Source organism: Vibrio cyclitrophicus, assembly GCA_023206055.1.
Lineage (GTDB): Bacteria > Pseudomonadota > Gammaproteobacteria > Enterobacterales > Vibrionaceae > Vibrio > Vibrio cyclitrophicus_A.
Map to the genome: position 1 here is coordinate 1,495,536 of CP065366.1, position 21,969 is coordinate 1,517,504.

Genomic DNA, 21,969 nt, shown 5'->3' on the forward strand with positions numbered 1-21,969 from the left:
ACCCAAATGATTATATCTCCTGTTTATGAACGCGATGCAGCACATTTAGTGGCCAATAATATTGGTTCAAATGGACAGAACCTGTATCTAGGTGGATACGATTCAGCTAGAGACCAGGATTTACATAAAGAGCTTGGGATTACTACCATTGTTAATTGTGCCGTTAACCTAGATATAAATTACGTTAACACCCCATACTTGGAGCAAGAAGGAGCAAAACTTGCCGCTGGGTGTGGAGGCGTTCGCACATACAAAATGGGGCTTATTGACGGCCCGGGTAATCCACATCAAATGATTCTAGCGGGTTACTATCTACTTGATGGAGCATTCAACCAAATATTGCCAAACAAACCTAGCTACCCAACAAGAGAGCAGGGCAACGTTCTTATTCATTGCAGAGGTGGAAGAAGTCGATCGGTCGCGATTGCCTCTTTGTTTATGCATAGAAAACAACCTGAGCTATACCCGACATTACAATCTGCAATAGACGCAGTTCGCGAACGACGAGAACTACGATCAGACGAATGGTTTGAGACACCAAAGCCGAGTCTAATCGAAGCAATCGAAAAGGCCAATGCGATGTTAGATTTGCTAGACGAACATGGTTTCAACAATTGAACTAGCTCGGTTTATAGTACTTAATTTGTTAATAGGCCCCAGAATAAGGGGCTTTTTAAGTTTAATGAGTAATGATTACTAGAATCGTACAACTCTGGATTGACTCATACTGTTACCCAAGAGGCCAGCATAGTGGCTATTGCTTGGTGGTTTGACGTTTTACCGCATCAAGTGTGTACTGGTAATCAATATTAGGCGCGTCAGTTGTAGCTTGTATGCGCTCAATGATATGCGATGTGATTTTATCAATAGGTTGTCTAAATGTAGTGAGTTGGTAGCTGTCCCAACTTGCTTGCTCAATGTCATCAAAACCGACGATAGCGATATCCTCTGGCACATTAATACCTTGAGATTTCAGGCTGTCCATCAATCCACAAGCAAGAAGATCGGTCACACAAAATACGCCATCAATATGTCGATTTAAACGCTTAGCGAGAAGCGCACCAGAAGCGTAAGAAGAATCGCCATAACGTAGAACTTGAATCGATAATTTTTCTTGCTTTGCGGCATTCAAAAAGCCCGTCTCACGTGCCATAAGACTTGAGGAGTTAATATCTGAATTGACCAAAGCGATATTCTTACACCCTTGACTAAGTAGAATATCTAACGCTTTTTTAGCTGAGCCACTGTTATCAACACGAATATTATCGGCGTCGGGATGAACATAGTTACGGTTGACTAAAATAACCCGTTGTCCATTTCTTATGCATTGATCAATAAGTGCTTTGGAGGGTTGGCCCGATAAAACCACGGAGACTTCAGCACGAAAATTCAATGTCTGATTTAAAGCTTCGGTTACGCTTCCATCGTCACTTTTGGTGTTAATTAGCATGGTGACTTTATTAATTTTCTGGAGATTTCGGGACAGGGTGTCAATGAAACGAGATTGAAATGGCGTGTTAATATCTGTGGTGATCAAACTTACAATATTGCTTTTGTCATGTAAGCCTTTGGCAAGGTGGTTTACATGATACCCAAGCTCAGCAGCGGCATTTAGTACTCGTTCCCTTGTTTTAGCTGAAACACTTGCCCCTTCGGTAAATGTTCGAGAAACAGCTGAACGAGATACTCCCGCTAAGTCTGCAACTTGCTGAGCGCTAATGAAACTGTTAGTTGAACTGGTCATACGCGTTGTAAATCCAAAGGCTATATCAATGAAAATTTTATTTCGTTAAATCATAGCATTACAGCATTGCATTTATGTGTTTTCATCATAAAAAGGCTTCGTTGCGTAATTCAGTTTAAAGGCAGAGTCACCCGTTTCGTGTGTTTCTTTGTTAAAAATGACAAGTTTCAGGCCTATATAACCTAGTTAGCTTGTTCAACGCTTTTATCATCGCGTAAGTTTTCCCACCTGTGCACTATTATTTCTTAAGCTCAATCGTCCTCCTAGTCACTGTTTAACTCGATACGTCGCTGTTTCAGAGAGTGAACGTTTGTGGTATTCATACCGCTCGTTCCAGCAATTATTTGAGCCGTATAACTTCTGGCAATCCACTGCTAGATTACGAGGGTGACCTCTCTCCTAGAAGGTGATTCCTTCTCTTGAGGGAATAAGCGCAACGGTTCGTTTAATCTTAATAGCAGCGTGTGTACCGAAGTCTTTTATAACGGTATGACCTGCATCGTTTCCGCCTTGAAAGCGGACACTCACAGAAGCACTGTCTGCTAAAAATCAACGTCGCCCCAGTTTCCACTGACAACAATAGATGTCATAAATTTTCTCCTGACTGTTTGAGGAATAATGTTAGCTTCGTCAAATAAATAAGAAAAGTTAATTATAATCAACATCTTGATAAATAATTCATATAAGGTATAGGGAACTAGCGAGGGTAGATGATGCTTGATATTAATTTGTTGAAAACGTTTGTCACGTTAGCTGAATATAAGCATTTCGGTAAAGCGGCTAACGCACTCCATATGACTCAGCCTAATGTAAGTTTGCACTTAAAACAACTAGAGCAACTTACGCGTATTAAGTTGATAGAGAGAAGCCCATTTCAGCTAACTCAAGCGGGTGAAAGGTTATTAGAAACGAGTTATAGAACATTATTGGAACTGCAAATATGTCAGGCGGATCTCAATGCAATTAATGATCTTAAAAAAGGAACGTTAACCATTGCTGTGAGTGACATTATTTCTCGGATATTACTCATTCGTCCTTTCCAGAAGTTTAAGGCGGAATATCCGGGTATTGACCTAACACTATTGAATACCACGTCATCTCAGGCATCTAACCTAGTCAAAAATGCGCAAGCTGACCTCGGTTTTGTCATAGCCAAAGACCAGCTCAATGAGTCACTGCATTTTACGCAGCTGCAAGAGCTGACTTGGTGCGCGTTGGGTAATGGGTTTGATTTAAATAATGCGCATGGCAATTATAAGCAGGCTCTTGCACTTAAAGCTGAGGTGAAAGGAGAACAGAAGCCTAAGTCAGAAGCAGATCCAGAAGCTGATGAGTTAACCCTGATTTTACTCGGGCATGATACGCGAACGCGTGATTTCATCGATGAAGGCTTACCTAGACTCAATTTACCGAATTACAGAGTGATGGAAGTAGGCAGTGTTGATGCTCAAATCGATTGGGCTGAAGCCGGCTTCGGTGTCGCTATCATTCCTGAGTTTGCCATCTCAACAAAGCATCACTTAAATTCTAAAGTCACGCCTTTAGCGGACTTTTGTAGTACGAGCCTTGGCTATATTGTTAGACAAAATCAAGTCTTATCCAAAGCGACCAAGCAACTTTTAGGCTGGGTGAATGACGAGATTATTCGATTGCAGCAAAGAGATAATAATAACAACAGAGAGGAATAAATGCTGAAGTTAGAACGTCACAAGCATATCGTTGCGTTGCTTGGTCAGCAGGGCGCACTACTGGTGAACCAAATTGCCGAGATGCTCTCCGTGTCTCGTGAAACGATTTGTCGAGATCTAACGGAACTGGCTAAGTATAAATGATTGATCAACTGAGTAACTGAACGCTTTTATTGATGTCGCTGAGGTTGTTGTAGTTCTTATATGAAAATTCACCATAATGTGAGTTTAAGAATGTATTCAACATTTCCAAGTTTAAATCATGTGTGAGTCTTGTTGCTAAATCATCATAGAGTTTCTTCATTGTTGATCGATACTTCTTCAGTGAATCTTGTGAGAGCCTTTCTCTTTCAACCAATGGATAAATTTCGTTTAGCGTTTTTCTAAACCGCCAGTTAAGTGGCCAAATTCATTTGTCCACTACAATCACTATGATTAGCGCGCCCACGTGAATAAATTCACCCAATACGATACTTAGTTAGCCCATGTTTATAAAATCACCTTAATCTATGTGTTTATTAGCTAGTGTTAAATTAAAGGCTGAGTGAGCTAACACTCACATTCTAATATATGCATAAATGCGCAACTATGAAATTGAGTTGGATTTGGATAGAATGGTGACAAATTGAGTGTTGATAAAGGAATTATGATGAAAACTGCAATGAAAAACATGACCAAATGGTGTGCTTACAGCCATATGTTTAGGGTCTTCTATGCATTGGTTAATAGGGGGGATATTTCAGGGCAACCCCGAACTGGAAGAAACATCGCATTGCTCGGTCTTTTTTGTCCATTTTTCTGGTACGCCTTATTTACCGGTGCAAGTAAAGCTGAGTTAACTTTCCATGCCACACATTCGGGCGTGCTGTTCCTCATTGGTATCGTGATAATGTTCGTCAGCTTAAGACAAAAAGAAAGGCAGTAAATGGACTCTCAATACCTCGATGCATTAAAAGCCTAAGCTGAACCCTATCGCGTAAAACTTTTTAGCTGCTTATCCACGTAGACCAAAAAATCACGGATGTGACAGGTGAGTTTACTACACCTTGGCAAAGCAAGATCTTACCTACTGACAACCAGTGGTTGTGTCGGTAAGGCAACTGTCAAAAGAGCAGTTTTCTGATGTAACCAGTCGATGCTGAGTGCGAGTTGATGGCGAGTGTGTTGTAGGATCAAACAGCGAGCAATGGTCTTGATTTACTGTGATGCATAGTGGTGACACATAGCTCAAAACTAGGTAGTGTAGGTTCGTCTCTATCATTTCTGCTATGACAGTTGTAGTAGTCTCATTATCTCCCTTTGCCTGTAGTAGACAGAAGTGATTTGTGTTAGTTGTTTAGTTTTGTGGGGTTCGGAATCCGAATTTGAGTCCGCATCGTTCTAAATTGCGTTGTAATTCGGATTCCGAATAATTGGGTTATGGAAATACGACTTGAGTTCCTTCACCACAAGAGCATGCAATTGAGTACGTGTTCTTTTTCTTGCTGACTTTAGCTGAATTAGATTGGCAAGAATGGCAACTAATACGCATTGCAGTATTCACCTTACATTGTGGGCAGTAGACGTAATACCCATACTTTCCATACCTCGGCTCGGTCTGCGGGCTTTGACACTTCTTACAATTAAAACCATGCCTTATTTGTGGAACTTTAGCTTCTTCAACTGTTTCTTGAGCTGGAACCAAGTCTACCTTTTCAGTTTTGCTCAATTCTTCGATATGTACTTTGGGAGCCGGAGAAGACGTAGGCACATGTTGTTCGTTTAGAAAGTGAACTAGGCGGTACAGTTCATCACGATTAAACGTAGGATTCGGATTTAGTATTGAACCTACGCGGTGCTTTTTGATGAGACTCTTAGCGCAGCTACCAATAGATTCAGCTTTAATGAGCTTCTTCGATATATCTTTAGGGATAGACGTTCGATCGATTAGAGCGTCATTGGACGCGGCACAGAGTTGATCCCAACAGCGACCACCAAAGTACCCTTGTAAAAATGCAATCCGGTCTAGTAACGACTTAGCGTTGTCATTTAAAAGTGCTTTCAATAGTTTGGTTTGTAACTTAGCTTGTTCGATAGGCGAGGGCATTCCTGTCCACTTCCCTCGTACGGTTCGACTCCATTCGAGTTGATTGTTGACCTTAACCTCACCACGAATCGATTTCGACTCAATAATGATAAATCCTTTGTTATAAAGGACTAAGTGATCGATCTGAGCAGTTTCATTTTTAAACTGTATGCGTAGGTCATTGATAATGAAAACGTCATTTGCATCGCCAAACTCTCTGCGTAAGTAAAACGCGACATCTTGCTCTACTTTTGCGCCAGCTTTCTGTTGAAGACTGTTGTTGATTTTTGAATCTCTATCCTTAGTAATCATTATTTATTCCTGCTTTTTTATAAAAGCAGTTTACCATGCAGTCTTGTTCATATTGATGGTGTGTATGTTTTTGAGACATATGTTCTTTTTCGAACACTGTTATTGATGAAAATTGTGAAATATCTCTTTTCGAAAGATCGAAGTAGAGAGTAGGAAACCTGCAACCTGCTGTTTAATAATGTGTTTGTTAGGCATCCTGTTATTGTGCGTGTTAGGGCGTTGTGAGCGCCATGAAAGTTGTAAATAGGCAATGGTGGCGTAACAATAAGAGGTGATACGCAGCCATTGCTGCAGAGAAAAACACACAGATAAATTGTTATTGAGCTTTTGGAGTGACTAGAGGCCTCAGCCCTAAGAGCAGGTGATAGTGCCCTGTTTCGTGATTATGAAGTCATTTCAGAATTCGGAATCCGAATTTCATTTATCGTTATTTCACGAATATTCTTGATAGTGGGCTAACAACGCCATTGGCGCCTCTATCAATGATGTGAGTATAGATTTGCGTTGTCTTCAAATCGGTGTGCCCAAGTTGTTCTTGAACTGTTCTGATATCCGCTCCGCTTTGAAGAAGGTGCGTAGCGAATGAGTGCCTTAAAGTATGACACGAGATGTTTTTCTCAATGTTGGCTTTTTGGCCTGCTACCTTAATGTGTTTTTGAAGTGCTGTTGGGTGAATATGGTGTCTACGTAGCTCACCTGTTGTAAATCTGGCGACAAACGACTAGAGGGAAAGAGGAATTGCCAATTTAGGCTCCTTTCTGCGCTCGGGTATTTTCTAGCGAGAGCTTCAGGTATGTATACACCAGAGAAAACTGTGTCATTCATGTCTTGATGATAGTAACTCGCGGATCTCTGTTGCTGTTGTTTGATAGCGGGGAAAAGCTCTGGAGCTATTGTCACTATGCGGTTTTTACCTCCTTTCCCTTGCCATACACGTACAGATTTGTACGCATAATCGATATCTTGTACACGTAAGCGTAGACACTCCATTAAACGTAACCCTGATTCATACATCAATTGATAAGGTAATTTGTAGTTAGGTGAACAGTGATTGAATAGCCTTCCAATCTCTTCTGGAGTCATGACTGTTGGCAATTTTCTTGATTTATCTGAGCGCCGAAACTGCATATCAAGTTCTATGGGTTCTTGAATAATTTCTTTGTATAAAAAGACCAACGCATTGAGAGCCAGACTTTGCGTTTTCCTCGCTGACTTTTTGTTAACAACCAGATGCGTTAGGAAATCCTCTACATGTCTAGAAGTTAAGCTCTTTGGGTGCTTTTTATCATGATAAAGAATGTATTGGTGAATCCAATAAATGTACGCCTCCGTTGTACGAAGGGCATAGTGCCGTCCAAGCATATATTCTTGTATATACGATAGAAATGGTGATTTTTTCATTAAACTTTAACTGGTTATGCATACATAGGTTTCAGTTTGGCACATCAATTCATGCTATATAGAAAAATTCTGTATTTTGGGATGTAGGAAGGGAGCTGTAGTGCTTAAGTTACTGTTAGTTTTCATAAAAACGGGGTATCGTTTACGTCATTGAGATACTAGACAGAATAATTCTGTATTTAAGTGCAGAATTTTTCTGTCTAATATAGCTGTTATACCGTAATCAATCATCTAACCTTTTCATAGCTTTACGGTAAACATCGCTACGTTCGCGTTTTCCGACTGCTAAGACGGTTACAATGATGACATCGTCTTCAACTCTGTAGACGAGACGGTAGCCCGATTGGCGAAGCTTAATCTTATACATGTTGTCAGCTCCAGAGAGTTTTGAAGCCGGAACATGCGGGTTATCTAAGCGCTCGATTAGCTTTTTCTTAAATTGTTGTTGAAGCGTTGAGCCAAGCTTTTTCCACTCTTTGAGTGCGCTCTTTTTAAAGTCGAGTTTATAGGTCATCAATATTTACCGAAATGCTCTCTTCAGATTCACGCTCTTTCGCAATAGTTAGTAGTTCAAGATCTTCGAGTCTGTCCATCATCATTTCGTACGCTTCGGCTGGTACGCAATAAAATGCTGGCTCATTTCGGTTCAGTACAGCAACAGGTTCACCGTAAGCACTAGTTGCAACTTTCATAGGGTTAGCTTTTAATTCAGTAATGCTTGCAGCAACATCGGCTAAAATTCTAGTGGTCATGTAATAGGTCTCTTAAGTGGTCTTTGTTTTGGTCATTTTAGCCTCAACCAAGCGGTATGACAAGTTGCTTAAGAGTGATTCGCAACGCGTGGCATTTTTACTATGCGTTGGTTTATGTGTTTAAGGTATTATGCGGAGGATAAGGTATTGCTTTGCTCACACCTTAGCAAAGCGTTAGCCAACTTTAATGAACTTTGGAGGAAGTAAGTGAGTTCTGTTTTTAAGTATATGGGGTACCGACCAGAGTTGTTCGATAATTTCTTTTTGAAAGTTTCTCGATTTGGTGAGTTTAATGATCCATTTGAGATGGTAATGGGCAACTATTTAAGCTCAGCTGATAAAGAAGAATATGAACTGATAATGTCTCTCTCTAGTACGTTGTCGGACGGTGCATCCTACTATGACTTTGCTTGGGATGCCCAGTGTGGAGTAAGAGCAAGTGTTGGTGTTTTATGCTTTACAACTAAGCAAGATAACTTGCTTATGTGGGCTCATTATGCGAGTAACCATAAGGGCATATGTATCGAGTTTGACCGAAATGCAGAGTTCTTTAACGGACAATATAAAAATGCAGGTATATGTTTTGGTGAGGCAGTCGAAGACCATTATCAAAATATCGGGGAACTTCGTGAAGTCAGGTATGAGATTGAACGACCAACATATGTTGAACCAAGCGAACTTGAATATGACACAGAGTCGTGGTTCGTCAAATCTCCAGAATGGGAGTATGAAGATGAGCAGCGCTTGCTACTACCATTGGATTTAGCTAGAAAGCTCCCTAAGTTAGACTTTCCATTTTATCCAGTTGATCCGAGCATTATTAAATCTGTAATTCTTGGTTGCCAAATGTCAGTAAGCACCAAAAAAGAAGTAGCAGAACAATGTAAAAAATACGGAATCAAAGTCCGTGAAGCTTTTGTCCACTCTCATCAGTTCAAACTTGATATTGTTGCCTATGATGAGTCAAATCAAGGTAAGTACCATAATATGTATAACCTAAACAGAGTTACATCATGAGAAATCAAGTAGGCTAACAAAGCATTTAAGAGTGACTCTCAACGCTTGGCATTTTTCATTCCATCGTTGAGTTCAGTGTTTACGGTGGTAAGGTTAGGTTTCGTGGTAGCGTTGTTCACACCTTAATGCGGCGTTATAAATCAGCGGTGAAACTAGTATGAGTAATCGATTTATTGAATGTAGTGTTCATGGAAAACAACAAGAAACATTTGTCTGTCAACATATTGTGCAATCACTCGAAGATAAAAAGGCAAGAGGTTTTTGGTGGTCTGAAACACCAGGAAATGAACGTTCTGATGCTTGGTGCTCAGAATGTGAGAGTAAGGTTAAAGACACGAATGGCGAATGGACTCCTGAGATCTTGGCTTTTGCAAAAGTTACACTTTTATGCGGGGCATGTTATGACCAAGCTAAATTAATCAACTTCCCTAAGCTAATAAATAAACCGTGGTGGAAGATTTGGTAAGTCATCAAGTTCAGACAAAATTTATAACAAGCAATTTAAGCAGACTGTCAACGCTTGGCATTTTCAACTCGGTTTAGCTTCAGTGATTTAGGTGTTAAATTTGAGTGTATAGGTTGCGTTGTCAGCTACTTAATTGGGCTACATGGACTCCCTCTTTTGTCAACAATAACTCCCGCTGACAACAGTGGATCGGACAGCAGCTCTACATTCGGTGTTTAATCGGATTCGTTCCGTCACCTTGATGATATTCGCTTGATGCCTGCCTCATTCGTTAAACAGTATTTATTACTTCCCAATTAAACAGGTTTAGGCATCTCGGTCTGGTCGTATTGTCATCATTTGCTATTGCTTTGACTCGGTGAGTGTTAACCGCTTACATAGTTAATCTTGTACTCTTTTCCTGTTGTTAATAATGCCCATATTATACGAGCGTTTTTTGCTGCTAGGGCGACAGCTGCTCGTTTATAACCTCGTCGTTCAACGAGTTGATTTAACCAAATACTGTTGCGATCGGTTTTCTCTTTACATCGTGCAATAACGGCTCTTGCGCCATGAATAAGTAGAGTGCGAATATGTTTTTCGCCTCTTTTGCTGATGCGACCAAGATGAACATGACCACCTGTTGAGTATTGTCTTGGCACCAACCCTATCCAAGCGGCAAATTGGCGGCTAGAGCCAAATTGTTTGGCGTCATTGACGGTCGCGACAATGGCACTTGCACTGTGTTCACCGACACCTGGAATATCCATGAGGGCTTTGGCTGAAGCCATCTCACGAACTAAAGCAGAGACTCTGCGATCATAGTGCAATACTTCTAGGTTAAGGTTTTGAATCTTGTTCGATAGATCTTGAAGTAGTTCTCGAGCGAGTATAGGCAAACCATTTTCTGCATCTTCAAGAACGCTACCAATGGTGTTTTGAGCCGAGTAGCGACCCTGCGGCATCACAATGCCAAATTCGGAAAGCAAACCTCTGAGTTGGTTAATGGTCGCTGTTCTTGTTTTAATTAGCCCCTGCCGAATACGATGCAGGCAAAGCATAGCTTGTTGCTCTTCACTTTTGATAGAGACAAATCGTGTTTTGGGTCTAGATACCGCTTCACAGATGGCCTCTGCGTCATTGGCATCATTCTTCTCATTTTGTCTATATGGAATAACGAATTTGGACGCCATAATTTTTGGGTTATGACCGAGTTTCAGTAGCTCTCTCGCCCAGTGGTGTGCGCCAGAGCACGCCTCCATACCGATGAGGCAGGGCGGTAACTTCGCGAATGTTTCTAAGAGTTTGTTTCTTTTGACAGTTTTGCGTAGGACGCACTTGCCATATGCATCAACGCCGTGAATACTGAACACATTCTTGGCGAGGTCAACGCCAATAGTTTGAATGGTGGACATAGTAACCTCCAGTTCTTCAGTGTGTACTTAGTAAGTATGGCACGCAGAGTGTCAGGTAGAGGGAGTCCATATCATTCGTTAAGCATCATAGGAAAATTATGACGAAAGAAAATAAAAGCTTAGTATTTTACTCATGGCAGAGTGATTTAGATAAAAAAACAAATCAAGGTGCCATTCGTGGCGCACTTAATAAAGCGTCAGCTGAATTGGGTCAAAATAACTATCATATAGTTATTGATGAAGCTACTAGTAATCAACCTGGAAGCCCCAATATTCCTGAAACAATCATGAGAAAGATTCAACAAAGCGATATCTTTGTTGCAGATGTGAGCTTTGTCGATTGTTCTTCAAATCCCAAACGATTATCTAATCCCAATGTTATCTTCGAACTCGGGTATGCTGTTGCGTATTTAGGTTGGGAACGCATCATCTTAGTATTTAACGAACACTATGGTTCAGTAAATGATTTACCATTCGACTTTGATAGACATAGAGCATTAGTTTATGAAGTAGCAGGAAAGGATGATAAAAATGGCATATCTAAACTGGATAAAACAATTACTGAAGCTTTGAAATTGATTATCGATAATAATCCAGAAAAAAGGTATCTCTCTGTCAATCAATCTGAAGAACAAGTTAAACGTAAGCGCGATTTAGTTAATTTTAAATGGCTTTTTTCTCAAGTTCACTTAGGAACTATTGATAATTTGCTGATGAATTTTCCTGATAAAATATCAAGCCGAAGTACGCATTTTTGGGAAGGCTATAACGCCGTTTACAATAGTAGCTATTTTCATTTATATGATAAAAATTTAGAGAATTTAGTAACTAACCTTTATACACAATGGCAATGTAGCTTGAGCTATTACCATTGTTACAATTCAGATCTTCAAGGTGACAGCACGTTTGATCATTCAAGCTATCAACCTAATCGCCAATCTGATTACGATAAGTTAGTAGTTATAGGTAAAGACTTTCAGAAAAGTCTAAATGAATTATTAGACTTCGTTCGTTACAATTACATTGAAATTGATGTTGAAGCTACAAGCAAACTGGCTTGGGTAGATTATTTAGGGTATCAATAGTGAATGATGCTTAACAAACGACTATGGCGTCAATGATTAGTTTTTGGCTGTATTTTCATCCCACATGGCGCCATCTCTCAGCATAGAGTTAAGGGTCACAACCATCTTTCGAACACACGCGATTATTGCGACTTTCTTAGGCTTTCCGGCAGCTAAAAGTCGAGCATAAGTCGCTTTGAATACGGGGTTACATTGCATGGCTGACATCATCGCCATGTATAAAACGGTTCGTACTTGCGCTCGACCGCCTTGGATTACGCGCTTACCTTTGTAGCGACCACTTTCACGTGTGATTGGAGCTACACCTATCAGTGATGCTGCTTGTTTATTCGTGATGTAGCCAAGTTCAGGTACGTTGCTAATTATTGATGCAGCGGCAATGTTTCCTATTCCTGGAACGCTCTGCAATATTGTGTTTTTAGCTTGGTATTCAGGGCTATCTTTAATGAGTTTAACGAGCTTTTCTTCTAACTTGGTGATTTGATTTTTTATCGTGGTTAGCACCGGTTTGATAGTCGGATGGAGAGAAGCGGGAAGTATCTGGATTCGGTTCTTTTCCATTGTTTGCATGGATAACAACTGGTTTCGGCGAATGACTAAGTCACTCATTAGGCGTATGTTTTTTGGCTTTATGACAGTAAGAACTGGTTTGATTGCTTCTCCATAGTGAGCGATCAACTCTGCATCTAAACGATCATTTTTGGCTCTGCGGCCAATAGCACCAGCGAATCGTTTTATGTGGACAGGGTTTGCTCTGACAATAGGTAGTTGAGCCTCTGCACATGCAAGAACAAAAGGCATTTCAAATCGGCCTGTTGCTTCAATAACTATACGCTCAGGATTATGACTTTTAATCGTTTTGAGTGCTTTCTTGATGCCTTTATCATTGTTCTCTACTGAGAAAAATAGATCTAGTGGCCTGATGTGGATGTCTAATTGTGTTTTTCCGGTATCAACTCCAACGTTGATGCTTTGATTGATTTTGGTATTCATAATAAGCTAACTCATGCTTGCATAATGCGGGTTCGAGACCCAGTCGACTATTCGAGGTTTATGCTTGAAGTCCTATGTAGCGTTCATGTTTGTTATCGGTCTCTCGATAGAGGAGCCAGCGTTTAAACGAACTGCTACATAGAAAGCTTTAGTTGCAGCTAAAGCCTGGGTCTCACATTACCCGATTGGAGTGCTTATTATCCATACAAAGCGTTTAAGACAGATTCCCAACGCTTGGCATTTTTCATTCCATCGTTGGGTATAGTGTTTACGGTGCAATGGTTTAGGTAAGGTGGTAGCGTTGCTCACTACTTAACGCGGCGTTAAGTTTCAAAAGTAAATTTATAATGTTGAGGTATTTTTAGAAGTGATGGGATTACAGTGGAAAGCATTAAATAAAGTATATCTGTCTACTATTACAGCTGTACTTTTTCTCTTTTTCTCGGCTAGCGCTTTTGCTAGTCAATACAAAATTTATACATTAGATAACCTCATCGAAGCTCCATTTCCAGGAGTGCCGGAAGATATAGGCATTATTAATAATGATGGGCAAAAATATCAGGGGTACAATTACGTAGATAATCAATCGGGGCTTTTGTTTACATCGACCTTACAGAAAAATAAGGTTGTGTACTCTTCAAAAACTATAGATAGAGCAATCGACAGCTTTATCAATGGATCTGCGATAGCCATGAATGGGAAAGTCGCGTTTAAAAGCTTAGGGGAAATTGCTGGTAATCGCGGGGCGTACTTTAAAATCACCATGACTTATCAAGGGGTCAAAATGCATAAGAGTGCTGCCGTCCTGTATGAGGGTGGTCATTTTTATACGTGGTCTGTAATAGGTCAAGATGACGTTTTAGTTACATCTACATTTAACAAATACGTAAAGTATTTTAAGATGGTAAGTAATTGAAAATAAAACTTAACAAGCTGTTTAAGAGTGATTCGCAACGTTTGGCATTTTCGCTATGCGTTGCGTTTAGTGTTTAAGGTGGTATGCGGGAGCTTCGTCGGTGTTGCGTTGCTCACACCTTAACAGGGCGTTATGACAATAAGGTGTATAGTTTCAATTTCCTTGTTAGAATGAATTTTCCTTATTTTTCAGTTTATTGGAGCATGTGTTGGTCAAGGGTTATACAATTGAGCGCGTTGTAAGGTTATTTGGGATAGTTTGTGTGTCCTTTTTCGTTGTGGAACTTCTGCCTTTATTTCGTGGTGCGAAGGAGTTGGTTGTATTATACCCAATGTTCGAAGAGTATGATCTTAATTGGTTGATTGGCAAAGAATGGGTTCTACTTGGTTTATTATCTGGCCTGCTCTCTGTAATTTTTTGGCATGTACTATTCTTTTCAGTCATTAGCGGTCGTAACTGGTTTATGGGGATAATTGAACGAAGAGTTTTAATAAAGTCCTATGATTATTTTTGGTATATAGGGAGCTTTATATCTGTTCTACTTTCATTGAACGTGCTAAATGTAGGAAACTTGGTCTCTGTGGAAGACAATCTACAAAGTGAGATACGAAAATTTGATGAAGTGTTGAGCAATACAAGTAAAGCAATGTCTTCTCTTTGCTCTAAAGAAGAAATCGTAAACTCAAACAATAGTAAAGATAATATAAGTACCGTAGTCTGTAATTCAAGTGATTTTAGTTTGTCCCAGTTGGAAGTATGTAATGATTTTGATTCTGAGATTAATGACTTAGTCAATTTCAATGAAGATAATAGAAAGAAAATAGCTAAAAGTTTATCTACAACAATATATGTTCATTGTGAGACTTTGAGTAAGTTGGAGATTTCAAAAGTTCGACTTAACGATATTAGACAAAAAATTAGAAGTGAAAGTGCTTCTATTTTCAATAAGTTGTTTTGGACCTTTTTCCTTCCGGTCATTATCGGGTTTAGGGTGGTTAAAACAACAATCGAATTTGCCGATGAGAGAAGGAAGATTATTGCTGATAGTGAGGTTCGCCAAAAAATTGATGTTGATGAATATTCCTTAAAGTACATTTACCCTAGCGTTTATAGTTCGAAGTGAGGTTTGACCGAGATTGTCATAACAAACTGTTTAAGAGTGATTCGCAACGCGTGGCATTTTTACTATGCGTTGGTTTTCGCGATTAAGGTCGTATGAGGGAGCTTCGGTATAGCGTTGCTCACACCTTAACAGGGCGTTATATGCCTTATCAAGTATGGAGAATATATGGACTTACTAGTTGAACAAGAAATTGAACTTCATCAGTACGACGTCCGACATAACCAACTCGATAGAGAACGTTTGATTCACCCGCAATTTTCAGAAGTTGGTAAATCTGGGAATAGCTATGACTATTCTTCTATCGTTAAAATGATGGAAACTGAAGAACCTTCAAATACTCGTGTTCATTCGCAAAGCTATGAATGTATTCAACTTGAACCATCTGTCCAACTGTTAAAGTATGAGTCAGCTATTGTCGACAAATCAGGTGAAGTCAGTGACTACGCAAAACGTTGTTCTATTTGGGTTTTTACAGGTACATCTTGGCAATTAAAGTATCACCAAGGCACGCCATGTTCGCCTTTTAAATTTGAACAAATCTAAGCTTTGGAGAACTGACATATAACAAATTGTTCAACTGGATTCAAAAACGTTCGGCATTTTTGTAATGGTCAGCTTTTGTGGTTAAGGTGGTCATAAAAAGTTTGGTGCCAGGGTTTTCTCACCAATTAACAAGGTGTTAGGGCACAAAGGAAAGGCTATGAGTTTAGAAGTATTAGAGTCTGTTTTGTTGGTAGTAGGTACTGTTGCTGCATGTATTGCTGCAGTGCCAGTGATCAAGTCTTGGGTTCCTACAAAATTAACTAGAGAAGAACGAGCAATTTTAAAGTTAGCTTTAAGCAATCCTACATTTAAAGGAATCTTAGAATACAACTTAGAGCCTGAATCTATAGTTAAGAGTCCATATAAGCACGATGAAACAATAGGTGTCAGCGCGGAAATACTGGAATTAAGAGAAAAACAATTACTCCAAGTCCTTGAAGGTAATTTTGGGCAACCAGCAGGCTCTGTATGGTTTCAATTAACTGCTAAAGGCTACGCTGTAGCTAAGCGTCTATCTTGAGAATTCTGCCCTAACAAACGACTATGGCGTCAATGATTAGTTTTTGGCTGTATTTTCATCCCACATGGCGCCATCTCTCAGCATAGAGTTAAGGGTCACAACCATCTTTCGAACACACGCGATTATTGCGACTTTCTTAGGCTTTCCGGCAGCTAAAAGTCGAGCATAAGTCGCTTTGAATACGGGGTTACATTGCATGGCTGACATCATCGCCATGTATAAAACGGTTCGTACTTGCGCTCGACCGCCTTGGATTACGCGCTTACCTTTGTAGCGACCACTTTCACGTGTGATTGGAGCTACACCTATCAGTGATGCTGCTTGTTTATTCGTGATGTAGCCAAGTTCAGGTACGTTGCTAATTATTGATGCAGCGGCAATGTTTCCTATTCCTGGAACGCTCTGCAATATTGTGTTTTTAGCTTGGTATTCAGGGCTATCTTTAATGAGTTTAACGAGCTTTTCTTCTAACTTGGTGATTTGATTTTTTATCGTGGTTAGCACCGGTTTGATAGTCGGATGGAGAGAAGCGGGAAGTATCTGGATTCGGTTCTTTTCCATTGTTTGCATGGATAACAACTGGTTTCGGCGAATGACTAAGTCACTCATTAGGCGTATGTTTTTTGGCTTTATGACAGTAAGAACTGGTTTGATTGCTTCTCCATAGTGAGCGATCAACTCTGCATCTAAACGATCATTTTTGGCTCTGCGGCCAATAGCACCAGCGAATCGTTTTATGTGGACAGGGTTTGCTCTGACAATAGGTAGTTGAGCCTCTGCACATGCAAGAACAAAAGGCATTTCAAATCGGCCTGTTGCTTCAATAACTATACGCTCAGGATTATGACTTTTAATCGTTTTGAGTGCTTTCTTGATGCCTTTATCATTGTTCTCTACTGAGAAAAATAGATCTAGTGGCCTGATGTGGATGTCTAATTGTGTTTTTCCGGTATCAACTCCAACGTTGATGCTTTGATTGATTTTGGTATTCATAATAAGCTAACTCATGCTTGCATAATGCGGGTTCGAGACCCAGTCGACTATTCGAGGTTTATGCTTGAAGTCCTATGTAGCGTTCATGTTTGTTATCGGTCTCTCGATAGAGGAGCCAGCGTTTAAACGAACTGCTACATAGAAAGCTTTAGTTGCAGCTAAAGCCTGGGTCTCACATTACCCGATTGGAGTGCTTATTATCCATACAAGCATTTAAGAGTGATTCTGCAACGCGTGGCATTTTCACTATGCGTTGGTTTTAGTGTTTAAGGTGTGGTATGCGGCGGCATCGGTATTGCGTTGCTCACCTCTTAACGGGGTGTTATGCTGTTACCGATGCGTAGAGGATTAAATGACTCGTGAAATTACAGTAAGAGGGTTTGTGACTTGGGCTCTTCTCGTTCTAGTGTATTTTATTTTTGCAGTGCTAAACACGCACGGTGAGCTTGTTTATTCAGAGACTAAGGTTCGATTTCTTGGTGAAGATCAACCTAGGTTTGGTGGCTTATATGCCTATTTTAAGTTGGCGGATGGTACTCGTTTGGAAGCGATAATCGGACGTGAAACTAGTGCGAAATTCAAGTATAGAAAGCAATGGGACGGAAGAGTATGTGATGTTGTTTATTACAGAAATGAAAGCTTGGTCTTTAATGAAACCCACACATTAGAATCTATGAAGTGTGAAGGTATTGATGTATACAACAAAAATGAACAACCCCGCTGATGAAACAGCATAACAAGAGCATTTAAGATTGATTCTGGGATCTGTATATCTAAGACTGGACTTCGTTTTTACAGCATTCTGATATATTTTGGTTATTAGTGTCGCTCACGCCTTTTATGTATTCTAATTGGAAAATCGTTTGTTAAACCAGGAGTGAAGAGTCGCAACTGTTTTGACTCGACGGCTTTGGTATTTGATTGATTATGTCATAACATGATGTTATGACTCTGCGCACATAGTTTGTTGTGAATCCCAAATTGCTTGTAAGAATTAGCTTACTGATTGTATGTGTGCATGCTTACTTATAGCCTAATGCTTTAGTGCTAAAATGAACGGAGTCAGCATGGCAAATATAAGTAAATTCTTGAATCAACAACTAAGGGCCGATGAAAGTGTCAGCTTCATTGCCTCTATATCTAAAAAACCTTTGTTAGCATATTTTATACTAACAGTAGCGCTTTGCTATTTGGTTAGTTTAATAGGCAACTTTGGCTACATACTTATGGCATTTATAGTGCTGGCGATGTTGTTTCAATGTGTCATATATGTTGTCTATTCTATTTCTTCAGAGTTTGTGGTCACAAGCCAAAGGGTTATCGGTAAAACAGGGCTAATATCGAGAAACACCTTTGAAATACCGCTAGAGCAAGGCGAAGGCTTGCTTGTAAGACAATCACTATTTGGAAGGATTTTTGGCTATGGGAGTATAGCTTCTTCTGGTACTGGAACAACAACGGTAGCAATGCTTTATTTAGAAGATCCTTTTTCGGTTCGTAAGCAAATATTAGATGCAAAATCTCTAGTTTTAGATATCACAAGCTCCAAAGAAGTGGCTCAATAGAGCAAAGGCATAACAAACCGCTTCAATACGTGTGCCATTTTCGCTTCGCTACAATTTGGCACACATATACTCACCTATAAATCTGGCGTGATGCTTTTTAGGATAGGATTATAGAATGAACGAAGTTTTACACCCTAAATAACAATCGACCTATTAGTTTTTCTGATTATGTTACATTAGCAGCAGAGGAAGGATATCAATTACCCAACAATTGGCTAGGCGGCCGATGTCCAGTTTGTAAAAGAAGAATGAATGTTAGAAGTGGGCATAAAAAAGATGATGGCCACTTTTATCACATTGATAGTGATTTTTGCCCAACCAAAGATCCTTCTGCAAGACCATACATATCAAGAACACCAACTCAAGCAGATCCTATTGCTGAAGCTAGAAATAAAAAGTTCGCCAGTGAAAATATAGACAAAATCTGGGGGCGGTTAAATGAAATAGTTCCTTTCCTTGATTTTAAAGAGTTCATTCTAATACTCGATCAAGCTAAAAAACTTAGAGTGTACGCGTGTGCGAATCTAGAGCCGAACTTATTACCCTACATTTATGCAACTTTGATTAATTTTCTTTCTAGTAAAAGTAAAGATAAGAACAGAAGACTTAAATTTTGTTTTTTCTTTGAGTCAGCGATTCAGCAATTTGATGAATTATGGGTAGATAGAGGTGAAAATAGTCAGTTCACGAGAGTTTCATATAAAGGTAGAGACACTAAAAAAGTGACGATCTTCGAGATGGAAAAAGATTATTTAAGTAAAGAATATTACCCATTGTCCGAAGGTAGAAAGAAATGGGCATCAGGTAAACTCTAGGGTCAACACTCTTTTTAAGAGTGATTCACAACACTAGATATTTTTTTACTATGCGCTGTGTTGTTGTGTTTAAGGTGGTACACAGCAGCTTTGGAATTGCGTTGTTTACACCTCAACCGTGCTTTATGTTTTTACGGATAATAGAGATAATTATGGACTATGTTACTTTCGTAGTAGTTGTTATTTTTGCTTTGATTCCAGTTGTTTATGTAGGCTTTAATCTTTGGGGGTTATATAAGTCATTTCCTAAGGTGAAAGCGGTTTGGAGTAGACTAGCTAGATTTGAGCAACACTTGTTTTTAATGGGATTAATGTTGTTTTTGCCAATACCATTGATAAAGAACTCAGAGTTTAAGGATGTTTACGTTTTTGAACTCTTCATCGAGGCTTTTCCAGCAATGGCCGGTGGTATGTTTGTCGCAGGTTTGATTGCATATGTTAGGAAACTACATGCTTATGAGGCTGAGCAACAGGTGTCTAAAATAACTACACCAGTTCCAGACCAAATATAGCAACTCTTTATGGTGTCATGTTCTACCCTAAAAAGTAACACTATATGGAGGTTGGTATGAATATCAAAGAGTCTGATTGGAAAACCTTTTGCGAAATAAAGAGTGAAGCAGCGAAAGTGTTTTGTGCTCGTCAACTAGATGAAGCCATCAAAACGATTACTGATGAATCAGAACCTGTAGGGGAAAGGTTCAACTTTATGTGTCAGCACTCCAAAGAATCTCAAAAGCAAATGAAGTTGATTTTTGATGGCCATTCTCGAAGCCGAGCATTTATCCAGCTCATGCAGATGTGTTCGGAAGGTTTGGTTGATCCGAAACAATTTGAACGCTTTTCAGAGGAACTCAAAAAAGACATTACGAGTATTCTAGAAAGAAGAGCCTAAGGAAAGTTAGCTAATCAGGCCGCTTCTTTTTCATAGCTGCAACCATCTCAATATTACTCCTTTTTATTCGCGAATTCGGATATCCGCTACAATTTTGCTTCGGCAACCTCACTTTTACGAGTTTATTATACGAGTTGTAGTGAAAATCTTAGAGTTACTCGTTTTTTTCTCCTTCAAAACGCCGTTGATTTTCAAGAAATAGCACTAGAATCTGGATTGAGATTTCTTCCAAAAAAGTGTCACCTAGAGTGCATGAGGGTGGGGGTTGCGGGAGTTTATGCTTGTGATGCGACCAGAGCCCCACCATCACAAATTCTTGGACCCAAATTCTTCAATATTTTTGGTTTGTATAGACGTCCTATTAATTATTCGGATTCCGAATCCGTGATTTTTGGTCAGGGAAGTCGAGTGTTATGTTTTGAAAGTGAGTGTGCGGATCAGTGATTGCCTATAGGTCTTTAAAGTTCTCAATACTGAACTATTAGGTTTACTTGCTGGTGGGTAGTTCAGGCATGTTATGTCATTAAATGAGAGTTGAAGGATTAGGTTGGAAGGTGGTGTTAAGAATGAACGAAAGGCTAGAAGTGTTTTCTTGATCGCCTTTCAGTGTTGTTTGATTAGCCTGGAGTGTATTACGTGGTGGTAACGTCTTGTCCAATACACAGGAATGTAATTAGGCGGCTCTCAGCGATTTTTAGTTATGCCAAAGGAGTCGTCCCATTATTGATGACGATATTCGTTTTTAAGTGCGTACAAGGCCATACAAGTAACATTCTAGATGCTAGTCGGTTTTGTCTTTTTGTTTGAGTAGTATGTTGAACCTAGCGAAAAAGCGGTCTAGTCTTACTGTTAGAAAAACTACTGTATAAGTCCACCCTTAATCCACCCTTAATCCACCCAAGCAAGACTGGGATAAAGTGGGGAAGAGGACAGTTGATTAGTTTCAATGTATTGCGCGAGATTTACGACGTTTTTGAGGGCTCAAAAACGGTGAAACCCCGATGTTGGTAGCATCGGGGTTTCGAATTTCTAGATTTCTCGACTGGTAAGATCGATTATCTTTTCTATGCAGAAGGCTGGATTAATCCAATCTTATTCCTTGGTAGGGAATTAGATACGGATGAAGTCCATGTGCTCAACTTTTGGCTTGAACGCGTGACGTTGAACGTCTTGTGGCTTAACCTTAACTTCTGCGCCGTCAACCACTAGAGTGATTGCTTCGTAGAATTCAGGCTTATCCATTTGGTTGATCACTTCAGCGTGAACAAGTTCGATAGCTACAGCTTCAGCTTCGCCACCGTAGATTACAGCTGGGAATTTACCAGCGTGACGTAGGCGGCGGCTCGCACCTTTACCTAGTTCAGTACGTACTACTGCTTCAAATTTCATAGTTTTACTCTCAAATTAGTAAAAATTAACTTCACACCTCAATGCGACCTTGAGTGTGTGGTAATGCTTAGGCATAAACGAGTTCATGCTTAAGCGAGCGCGGATACTAACATCACATTCCAATCTGAGCAAGTCAGAAGCCCCACTCAAAGTGAATTTCCTTCGATAATGGGTTCGTTTGGAGATAAAACGTTCGCTAACGCTTGTTTAGCGTATTTTAACCCCTTTTACATCACCATTCTTATCTATTTATATCACCGCTAAATCATCAAGTTAATGAACGGAAAATGAAT

General features: G+C 39.8%; 27 protein-coding genes and 2 pseudogenes. 19 read left to right on the forward strand and 10 right to left on the reverse strand.

Annotation, left to right across the window (positions count from 1 at the left end; genetic code table 11):
• Positions 1-9: 9 nt before the first annotated feature.
• On the forward strand, positions 10-618 hold the full coding sequence (locus ITG09_06715) for a dual specificity protein phosphatase family protein (GenBank protein ID UPR53596.1): 609 nt from the start codon (positions 10-12) through the stop codon (positions 616-618).
• Between the two features lie 136 nt (positions 619-754).
• Here ITG09_06715 and ITG09_06720 read toward each other — a convergent pair whose 3' ends face one another.
• Entirely contained in the window at positions 755-1,744 is a 990-nt protein-coding gene (locus ITG09_06720; GenBank protein ID UPR53313.1) for a substrate-binding domain-containing protein, read from the reverse strand.
• A gap of 399 nt (positions 1,745-2,143) precedes the next feature.
• Positions 2,144-2,334 (reverse strand): annotated as a pseudogene (locus ITG09_06725) (adenylosuccinate synthetase).
• A 120-nt stretch (positions 2,335-2,454) separates the two neighbouring features.
• Between ITG09_06725 and ITG09_06730 the strand changes: the two are divergent.
• From ITG09_06730 to ITG09_06740, 3 genes are all read left to right on the forward strand, one after another.
• Positions 2,455-3,432: a LysR family transcriptional regulator gene (locus ITG09_06730; protein ID UPR53314.1), complete on the forward strand. Its 978-nt coding sequence runs from the start codon at positions 2,455-2,457 to the stop codon at positions 3,430-3,432.
• Entirely contained in the window at positions 3,433-3,576 is a 144-nt protein-coding gene (locus ITG09_06735) for a DeoR family transcriptional regulator (protein UPR53315.1), read from the forward strand.
• A gap of 481 nt (positions 3,577-4,057) precedes the next feature.
• The gene (locus ITG09_06740; protein ID UPR53316.1) at positions 4,058-4,357 is read left to right on the forward strand and encodes a hypothetical protein; all 300 of its coding nucleotides are present in this window, start codon (positions 4,058-4,060) and stop codon (positions 4,355-4,357) included.
• Between the two features lie 492 nt (positions 4,358-4,849).
• On the opposite strand, the gene ITG09_06745 is transcribed toward ITG09_06740, so the two are convergent.
• The 4 genes and pseudogenes from ITG09_06745 to ITG09_06760 all read right to left on the reverse strand — a co-directional run bounded on the left by ITG09_06745 (position 4,850) and on the right by ITG09_06760 (position 7,962).
• Complete coding sequence (locus ITG09_06745; protein UPR53317.1) at positions 4,850-5,809, reverse strand: NERD domain-containing protein; 960 nt, start codon at positions 5,807-5,809, stop codon at positions 4,850-4,852.
• A 427-nt stretch (positions 5,810-6,236) separates the two neighbouring features.
• Positions 6,237-7,210: pseudogene (locus ITG09_06750) on the reverse strand (integron integrase).
• A gap of 223 nt (positions 7,211-7,433) precedes the next feature.
• Positions 7,434-7,724, reverse strand: coding sequence for a type II toxin-antitoxin system RelE/ParE family toxin (locus ITG09_06755; GenBank protein UPR53318.1), 291 nt, complete (start codon positions 7,722-7,724; stop codon positions 7,434-7,436).
• On the reverse strand, positions 7,714-7,962 hold the full coding sequence (locus tag ITG09_06760) for a type II toxin-antitoxin system Phd/YefM family antitoxin (GenBank protein UPR53319.1): 249 nt from the start codon (positions 7,960-7,962) through the stop codon (positions 7,714-7,716). The genes ITG09_06755 and ITG09_06760 overlap by 11 nt, the downstream gene beginning before the upstream one ends.
• Before the next feature lie 74 nt (positions 7,963-8,036).
• Between ITG09_06760 and ITG09_06765 the strand changes: the two genes are divergently transcribed.
• The 3 genes from ITG09_06765 (at position 8,037) to ITG09_06775 (ending at position 9,445) form a co-directional block, all read left to right on the forward strand.
• Positions 8,037-8,105 carry a DUF3265 domain-containing protein gene (locus ITG09_06765; GenBank protein ID UPR53597.1) on the forward strand — a complete coding sequence of 23 codons (69 nt, stop codon included), beginning with the start codon at positions 8,037-8,039 and terminating at the stop codon, positions 8,103-8,105.
• A gap of 64 nt (positions 8,106-8,169) precedes the next feature.
• Positions 8,170-8,979, forward strand: coding sequence for a DUF2971 domain-containing protein (locus ITG09_06770; GenBank protein ID UPR53320.1), 810 nt, complete (start codon positions 8,170-8,172; stop codon positions 8,977-8,979).
• Positions 8,980-9,136: 157 nt separating this feature from the next.
• Positions 9,137-9,445, forward strand: a complete 309-nt coding sequence (locus ITG09_06775; protein UPR53321.1) for a hypothetical protein — start codon at positions 9,137-9,139, stop codon at positions 9,443-9,445.
• Between the two features lie 365 nt (positions 9,446-9,810).
• Here ITG09_06775 and ITG09_06780 read toward each other — a convergent pair whose 3' ends face one another.
• Positions 9,811-10,839 carry an IS110 family transposase gene (locus ITG09_06780; protein ID UPR53322.1) on the reverse strand — a complete coding sequence of 343 codons (1,029 nt, stop codon included), beginning with the start codon at positions 10,837-10,839 and terminating at the stop codon, positions 9,811-9,813.
• 98 nt (positions 10,840-10,937) lie between these two features.
• Between ITG09_06780 and ITG09_06785 the strand changes: the two genes are divergently transcribed.
• Positions 10,938-11,924 carry a nucleotide-binding protein gene (locus ITG09_06785; GenBank protein UPR53323.1) on the forward strand — a complete coding sequence of 329 codons (987 nt, stop codon included), beginning with the start codon at positions 10,938-10,940 and terminating at the stop codon, positions 11,922-11,924.
• A gap of 36 nt (positions 11,925-11,960) precedes the next feature.
• Here ITG09_06785 and ITG09_06790 read toward each other — a convergent pair whose 3' ends face one another.
• On the reverse strand, positions 11,961-12,917 hold the full coding sequence (locus ITG09_06790) for an IS110 family transposase (GenBank protein ID UPR53324.1): 957 nt from the start codon (positions 12,915-12,917) through the stop codon (positions 11,961-11,963).
• Positions 12,918-13,284: 367 nt separating this feature from the next.
• Here ITG09_06790 and ITG09_06795 point away from each other — a divergent pair, with 367 nt between their 5' ends.
• The 6 genes from ITG09_06795 (at position 13,285) to ITG09_06820 (ending at position 16,019) form a co-directional block, all read left to right on the forward strand.
• Positions 13,285-13,833: a hypothetical protein gene (locus tag ITG09_06795; protein UPR53325.1), complete on the forward strand. Its 549-nt coding sequence runs from the start codon at positions 13,285-13,287 to the stop codon at positions 13,831-13,833.
• Between the two features lie 27 nt (positions 13,834-13,860).
• Entirely contained in the window at positions 13,861-13,956 is a 96-nt protein-coding gene (locus ITG09_06800; protein UPR53326.1) for a DUF3265 domain-containing protein, read from the forward strand.
• A 139-nt stretch (positions 13,957-14,095) separates the two neighbouring features.
• Positions 14,096-14,956, forward strand: coding sequence for a hypothetical protein (locus ITG09_06805; GenBank protein UPR53327.1), 861 nt, complete (start codon positions 14,096-14,098; stop codon positions 14,954-14,956).
• A 36-nt stretch (positions 14,957-14,992) separates the two neighbouring features.
• Entirely contained in the window at positions 14,993-15,052 is a 60-nt protein-coding gene (locus ITG09_06810; protein ID UPR53598.1) for a DUF3265 domain-containing protein, read from the forward strand.
• 69 nt (positions 15,053-15,121) lie between these two features.
• Positions 15,122-15,499: a DUF4440 domain-containing protein gene (locus tag ITG09_06815; GenBank protein ID UPR53328.1), complete on the forward strand. Its 378-nt coding sequence runs from the start codon at positions 15,122-15,124 to the stop codon at positions 15,497-15,499.
• A gap of 157 nt (positions 15,500-15,656) precedes the next feature.
• Positions 15,657-16,019 carry a hypothetical protein gene (locus ITG09_06820; protein ID UPR53329.1) on the forward strand — a complete coding sequence of 121 codons (363 nt, stop codon included), beginning with the start codon at positions 15,657-15,659 and terminating at the stop codon, positions 16,017-16,019.
• A gap of 36 nt (positions 16,020-16,055) precedes the next feature.
• Here ITG09_06820 and ITG09_06825 read toward each other — a convergent pair whose 3' ends face one another.
• A complete protein-coding gene (locus ITG09_06825) occupies positions 16,056-17,012 on the reverse strand; it encodes an IS110 family transposase (GenBank protein UPR53330.1) in 957 nt (318 codons plus the stop codon).
• A 352-nt stretch (positions 17,013-17,364) separates the two neighbouring features.
• Between ITG09_06825 and ITG09_06830 the strand changes: the two genes are divergently transcribed.
• From ITG09_06830 to ITG09_06850, 5 genes are all read left to right on the forward strand, one after another.
• Positions 17,365-17,736 (forward strand): hypothetical protein, encoded by a 372-nt coding sequence (locus ITG09_06830; protein ID UPR53331.1) that lies wholly within the window; start codon positions 17,365-17,367, stop codon positions 17,734-17,736.
• A 343-nt stretch (positions 17,737-18,079) separates the two neighbouring features.
• Positions 18,080-18,577, forward strand: coding sequence for a PH domain-containing protein (locus ITG09_06835; GenBank protein ID UPR53332.1), 498 nt, complete (start codon positions 18,080-18,082; stop codon positions 18,575-18,577).
• A gap of 152 nt (positions 18,578-18,729) precedes the next feature.
• Positions 18,730-19,392 carry a hypothetical protein gene (locus tag ITG09_06840; protein UPR53599.1) on the forward strand — a complete coding sequence of 221 codons (663 nt, stop codon included), beginning with the start codon at positions 18,730-18,732 and terminating at the stop codon, positions 19,390-19,392.
• A gap of 152 nt (positions 19,393-19,544) precedes the next feature.
• The gene (locus ITG09_06845) at positions 19,545-19,904 is read left to right on the forward strand and encodes a hypothetical protein (GenBank protein ID UPR53333.1); all 360 of its coding nucleotides are present in this window, start codon (positions 19,545-19,547) and stop codon (positions 19,902-19,904) included.
• Positions 19,905-19,960: 56 nt separating this feature from the next.
• Positions 19,961-20,287, forward strand: a complete 327-nt coding sequence (locus tag ITG09_06850) for a hypothetical protein (protein ID UPR53334.1) — start codon at positions 19,961-19,963, stop codon at positions 20,285-20,287.
• Positions 20,288-21,397: 1,110 nt separating this feature from the next.
• Here the strand turns inward: ITG09_06850 and rplY are convergent.
• Positions 21,398-21,676 (reverse strand): 50S ribosomal protein L25, encoded by a 279-nt coding sequence (rplY, locus tag ITG09_06855; GenBank protein ID UPR53335.1) that lies wholly within the window; start codon positions 21,674-21,676, stop codon positions 21,398-21,400.
• Positions 21,677-21,969 lie beyond the last annotated feature (293 nt).

Coding starts and splice junctions, on each gene's coding strand:
- ITG09_06720 (UPR53313.1), bottom strand. CDS start 1,744: ATGACCAGTTCAACTAACAGTTTCATTAGCGCTCAGCAAGTTGCAGAC.
- ITG09_06730 (UPR53314.1), top strand. CDS start 2,455: ATGATGCTTGATATTAATTTGTTGAAAACGTTTGTCACGTTAGCTGAA.
- ITG09_06735 (UPR53315.1), top strand. CDS start 3,433: ATGCTGAAGTTAGAACGTCACAAGCATATCGTTGCGTTGCTTGGTCAG.
- ITG09_06745 (UPR53317.1), bottom strand. CDS start 5,809: ATGATTACTAAGGATAGAGATTCAAAAATCAACAACAGTCTTCAACAG.
- ITG09_06755 (UPR53318.1), bottom strand. CDS start 7,724: ATGACCTATAAACTCGACTTTAAAAAGAGCGCACTCAAAGAGTGGAAA.
- ITG09_06760 (UPR53319.1), bottom strand. CDS start 7,962: ATGACCACTAGAATTTTAGCCGATGTTGCTGCAAGCATTACTGAATTA.
- ITG09_06775 (UPR53321.1), top strand. CDS start 9,137: ATGAGTAATCGATTTATTGAATGTAGTGTTCATGGAAAACAACAAGAA.
- ITG09_06780 (UPR53322.1), bottom strand. CDS start 10,839: ATGTCCACCATTCAAACTATTGGCGTTGACCTCGCCAAGAATGTGTTC.
- ITG09_06785 (UPR53323.1), top strand. CDS start 10,938: ATGACGAAAGAAAATAAAAGCTTAGTATTTTACTCATGGCAGAGTGAT.
- ITG09_06790 (UPR53324.1), bottom strand. CDS start 12,917: ATGAATACCAAAATCAATCAAAGCATCAACGTTGGAGTTGATACCGGA.
- ITG09_06815 (UPR53328.1), top strand. CDS start 15,122: ATGGACTTACTAGTTGAACAAGAAATTGAACTTCATCAGTACGACGTC.
- ITG09_06820 (UPR53329.1), top strand. CDS start 15,657: ATGAGTTTAGAAGTATTAGAGTCTGTTTTGTTGGTAGTAGGTACTGTT.
- ITG09_06825 (UPR53330.1), bottom strand. CDS start 17,012: ATGAATACCAAAATCAATCAAAGCATCAACGTTGGAGTTGATACCGGA.
- ITG09_06830 (UPR53331.1), top strand. CDS start 17,365: ATGACTCGTGAAATTACAGTAAGAGGGTTTGTGACTTGGGCTCTTCTC.
- ITG09_06835 (UPR53332.1), top strand. CDS start 18,080: ATGGCAAATATAAGTAAATTCTTGAATCAACAACTAAGGGCCGATGAA.
- ITG09_06845 (UPR53333.1), top strand. CDS start 19,545: ATGGACTATGTTACTTTCGTAGTAGTTGTTATTTTTGCTTTGATTCCA.
- ITG09_06850 (UPR53334.1), top strand. CDS start 19,961: ATGAATATCAAAGAGTCTGATTGGAAAACCTTTTGCGAAATAAAGAGT.
- rplY (UPR53335.1), bottom strand. CDS start 21,676: ATGAAATTTGAAGCAGTAGTACGTACTGAACTAGGTAAAGGTGCGAGC.